The following is a 4,823-nucleotide window of genomic DNA, read 5'->3' as shown; positions in this document are numbered from 1 at the left end:
TGTGCAACTGTCCTTGTGGATATTTCGGGGGGTATGCCGGAACCGCCCGTCAGTAGACGCGGACGCGATCCTCGGGGTCCAGCCACATGCCGTCGCCCGGTCGCGTGGCGAAAGCCTCGTGGAAGGCGTCGAGGTGACGGGCGAGGTTGGCGAAGACCTCGAACGGCGGGTGGACGTCGCCGTGCAGGCGCGCCCGTGCCGTCTCGGGGCGGTCGATCCCCCGCCGGCCGTAGGTCTTGGCGAGGAAGAAGCGCTGGGCGCCGGTGAATCCGTCGACGGGTGTGGCACGTTCGTCGGCCGTGGTCATGGACGCATAGGTGTCCCAGGCGATCTGGTAGCCGACGAGCTCGGCGACGACCTCGAACCCGACGAGGCGACCGTCGACCACGGCGTCCTCGATGCCGCGCGGGTGACAACCGTCGACGTCCGCCACGACCCGAGCCGCCCTCTCCTCGAAGGCGGCTCGGTCGTCCGCCGACCACCAGTCCCGCACCCGGCCGAGCTCGTCGCGCTGCGAGCCGCGGGAGTCCAGCGCGTGCCCGAGCTCGTGCCCGATGATCGAGCCATACCGCCCGAGCAGCACGGCGGGGTCCTCGAACGCGGACGGTGCGGCGAGGCTCGCGCCCTCCACCGTGAGCTGGTTGAGCATGGGGTTGTAGAGGCAGTTGACGGTCGTCGGCGCTGGTCCCCACTCCTCGCGGTCGACGGGCCGAGTTGCCTTGTCCCACGTGCGATCCTGCTCGCGACGCGCCGCCGCTCGGACCGCCCCGACCAGATCCCCGTCGGGCAGGTCGAGGTCGCCGAGCGAGGGCCACTCCCGCGGCCACCCGATGTTGAGTACCACCGCGTCGACCTTGGCCACGGCACGCTCCCGGGCCTCGTCGGAGAGCCACGAGCACCCCTGCAGCACAAGGCGATAGCTCGACCGGACCCGCTCGGCGAGCCCGAGCGTGCGGTCCCGCGCCGACGGGTCGAGGGTGCGCTCCACCCACAGGCGGGCGAGCGGCATCCCGAGGTGCTGCTGCACGATCTCGACGGCGCGGCGCCAGGGCGGTGCCTGCTCGGCCTGACCGGAGAGCGCTCGCCCGTGCAGCTCGTGGTGGCGGGCGCCGATCGCCGCGGACAGCAACGGTGCTCGCGCGTCGACGATCCGCCACTGCGCCCACGCCTGCCAGTCCTCCAGGGACCGCTCGCGCAGCAATCGCCCCACACCGGCCCAGAACTTGGGCTGGCAGACGTTGAGCGGCAGGCGTTCCGGGTCGGCGCAACCCAGCCCGCGCATCAGCGGCAGCACGTCCACGCCGGCCAGGTCACGCAGGTCGTCCCAGCTCATCGGGTTGGTCAGCGCCTCGTCGTCGTCCCCGTCGGGGCGGTCCCAGGACACCTGCGCGATGGCAAGCTCCAGGTCGATCGCCCGCTGCCCCACGTCGGGAGGCAGCCCGCACGCCGCCACGAGATCGGTGGCGGCAGAACGCACCTCGCCCTCCAGCCGGGCATAGAGCGGCGGCACGGGCAGGGTCAGCCCGCCCTGGAAGAGGTGGATCGACCAGGTCGTCGGGTCGGTGGCGTCGGGCAGGAGATAGACCTCGCACAACCCCGGCACGCCCTCCCGCCGGCGCTCGCCGAGCACTCGCAGCAGCTCGTCGATCGAGCGGGTGGCCGCCACGGCGGCGAGCTCGTCCTGCAGCGGGTCCGAGCCGAGGCGGTCCCGGGTCTCGAGGTCGGTCGCGGCGGCATACAGCCGGGCCACGGCACGTTCCTCGGGCGAGGAGGAGGCGGGGTCGGCGTCGCGGACGAGCTCCCGCAGCTGCCGGGCCACCTCGGCCCGCCGGGAGTCGGACAGCCCCCAGCGGGCGCGGTCGGCGGGGATCGGGTCGGAGTCGGCCCATGGCCCGTTGACGTGCTCCCACAGGTCGTCCTGCGGTCTGACGGTCGTGGACAGCTCGTCGAGGGGCAGGGTCATCGCGGGGCTCCCATGGTCGCGGCGGACGAGACGAGAGTAGCCCCGGCCCGTGGTGGGCCGGGGCTACCGGTGTCGTGGATCACTCGCGGGGCATCAGCCCGGGGGAGGTGTCCGGTAGCCGGGGCGCCCCGCCGTGGCGGCCGCCCTCAGCGCACCGCGGCCGATGGCTCCCGCCGCCCGGCTCAGCACGCCCGGACGCTCTCCGGAGACGCGCGGCGGCATCACGACGACCGGGCAGGCCGCCGCATAGACCAGCCGCTGCGCGAACGCGGTGCCCGTCGCTGGCAGCCCGCGCGGGGCGTCGACCACGAGCAGGTCCGCGTCCTCGGCCGCGTCGAGCAGCGCCTTGCGCTTGCCGCCCCGCACGAGGATCAGCCGGGCGCCGTGGTCAGGACCGAGCGCAGCCTCGACGTCCGCCTCGAGGGATCGCATCGCCTCGTCCTCGACGTCCTCGGCGACCGACACGCGGCCGGACGAGATGCCGGAGGGTGTGGCCTGCGGCGAGGGGACCTTCCAGGCGCGTATGGCGACCAGCTCGCCCCCGTGGGTCTCCGCCTGGTCCCGGGCCCAGGCCAGCGCGGCCGGGGACCCGGAGGTGGCGCTGACGCCGACGGCGACGGTGTACGGACGTTCGGTCATGGCAGCCTCCTCACACCGGGAGCTTCGTGGTCTCGTTGCCCTGCTCGTCATAGCTCGTGAGCGGTGGCGCGATCTCCTCGAGGGACTTGCCCTCGGCGTCGACGCCCCACCTCGCCGCCACGAAGGCGCCGAAGAGCATGATCACCGACGCGATCACGTAGCCCCAGAACATCGGGGTACGGTCCTTGCCCTCGCCGATGAGCCAGCCGTAGAACACCGGCCCGATGGCGCCGAACACCTGGGCGATCGCGAAGAAGTAGGAGATCGCCTGACCGCGCACCTCGAGGGGGAAGATCTCGGAGACGGTGAGGTAGCCGGCCGAGGCGCCCGCGGACGCGAAGAAGAACGCCAGGCACCAGAAGCCGGTGTGCACCCAGGCGTTGATCATGTCGCCCTGGAACAGCCAGGCCGAGATCAGCAGGACGATCGCGGCGAAGGAGTAGCAGCCCGCGATCATCTTGCGGCGTCCGACGGTGTCGAAGAGCGGACCCAGGAGCAGCGGGCCGAGCAGGTTGCCGACGGCGAAGGGGAAGAAGTAGATCGCCGCGCTGGCCGCCGACAGGCCGTAGAAGTTCTGCAGCACCAGGGAGTACGTGAAGAAGATCGCGTTGTAGAGGAAGGACTGCGTGATCATCAGCGTCGCGCCGAGGAAGGTGCGCGTCGGGTACATCGTGAAGAAGACGTAGCGCAGCTGCTTGACCGTGAGTCCCTCACGAGGCTTGATCCACATGCCCTGGTCCTCGGACAGGCGCGGCAGCTCCTTGCCCTGCGCCTCGACGTCGTGCTCGATGCCGGAGACGATCTTCTCGGCCTCGTCACCACGCCCGTGCGTGAGCATCCAGCGGGGGCTCTCGGGGATGTGGCGGCGCAGGTAGATGATGCCGAGGCCGAGGATCGGGCCGAGCATGAAGGCGATGCGCCAGCCGAGGTTGTCGTCGAAGCGGCCCTCGGCCAGGAAGTAGGCGCTCGCGGCGGCACCGAGGCCGGCGCCGAGCCAGTAGGTGCCGTTGATCGCCAGGTCGACGCGCCCGCGGTACCTGCCCGGGATGAGCTCGTCGACGGCCGAGTTGACCGCGGAGTACTCGCCACCGATGCCCGCCCCGGAGATGAACCGGCAGACCAGGAAGATCCACATGTTGGGGGAGATGGCCGCCAGCGCGGACCCGGCCAGGTAGACGAACAGCGTCAGGACGAACAGCTTCTTGCGTCCCAGGGTGTCGGTGAGCCGCCCGAAGGTCAGGGCGCCGACGACCTCGCCGAGCAGGTAGATCGTGCCGGCGAGGCCGACCTGGGCAGGGGTCATCCCGAGCGACTTCTCGAAGCCTCCGGCAGCGACGATCTGGACCTCGAGGCCGTCGAGGATCCAGGCCGTGCCGAGCCCGAAGATGACCATCCAGTGGAAGCGCGACCAGGGCATCTTGTCCATGCGCGCCGGGATCATGCTGCGGACCGGCTTGTCCTCGGTGGATGCAGCAGCCGTCATGGGTGCCTCCTTCCGTTCAGCTCACAGGGGGAGTTCAGGTCGACGTGTATCGACCCGTCCGGCAACCTACGCCCCCTGAGTCACCTGCGCAGGGGTTGCGGCCGAAAAGACTTCCGACGACGCACCGAGTCGTTCCGATCACCGGCCCGTGGGCCCCGCTCCACCACCACTTCTCGGTGTAGGAACGTCACTGCTCCTCGGGCGGCAGGTCCACCACGTAGACCCGGCGGAGCTTGATGATGTCCCGCCATCGGGTCGGGAGCGACTCGTAGTGGCCGAGGATGAACGCGGTGATGTCGGAGCCGCTGAGTAGGCGCAGGTCCTGACGCATGCGCTCCATGGCCTGGGCCTCCCTTGTGTACGTCCCTAGCGTCACGAACAGCCCGACCTCACCCTGCGACAGCGTGCCCACGAGCCGCTGGACCTCGGGTGCCCCCTGGCTGACGGTCGTGTGCTTGCACTGAACCTTGATGAGGGGGGCCTCGAGCCCGAGACGGTCCTTGTGGGCGATCACGTCAACGCCACCGTCTTGCGAGTAGCTGGTGGTGCGGGCCTGATAGCCCATCACGCGGAGCAGATCGGTGGTGAAGAGCTCGAACTGTTCGTGAGTGAGGCGGCGGTGCAGCGTCCGCACGATGAAGTCCTGGGTATGCTGCTGAATCCGGTCAGCATTGGGCTCTTCCTCGTCCAGGGTGGGGGACAAGCCGTATTCAGGCGCGGGACTGCTGCAGGGGTAGG

Annotated in this window: 4 protein-coding genes; all 4 read right to left on the bottom strand. The window is 70.5% G+C overall.

Translation table 11 applies throughout. The features are described from left to right. Positions 1-49: 49 nt before the first annotated feature. Positions 50-1,963, bottom strand: a complete 1,914-nt coding sequence (locus B2P18_RS14495) for a M13-type metalloendopeptidase (protein ID WP_286961363.1) — start codon at positions 1,961-1,963, stop codon at positions 50-52. A 93-nt stretch (positions 1,964-2,056) separates the two neighbouring features. Next, positions 2,057-2,602: a universal stress protein gene (locus B2P18_RS14490; protein WP_286961362.1), complete on the bottom strand. Its 546-nt coding sequence runs from the start codon at positions 2,600-2,602 to the stop codon at positions 2,057-2,059. A 10-nt stretch (positions 2,603-2,612) separates the two neighbouring features. Then, positions 2,613-4,085 carry an MFS transporter gene (locus B2P18_RS14485; RefSeq protein WP_286961361.1) on the bottom strand — a complete coding sequence of 491 codons (1,473 nt, stop codon included), beginning with the start codon at positions 4,083-4,085 and terminating at the stop codon, positions 2,613-2,615. Positions 4,086-4,272: 187 nt separating this feature from the next. Further along, on the bottom strand, positions 4,273-4,823 hold a 551-nt coding region (locus B2P18_RS14480; protein ID WP_286961360.1), incomplete at its 5' end, for a restriction endonuclease.

This window comes from Arsenicicoccus sp. UBA2120 (assembly GCF_002330965.1).
GTDB lineage: Bacteria > Actinomycetota > Actinomycetes > Actinomycetales > Dermatophilaceae > Arsenicicoccus > Arsenicicoccus bolidensis.
The sequence above is the reverse complement of the archived record's forward strand: the minus strand, read 5'-3'. Positions and strand labels throughout refer to the sequence as shown.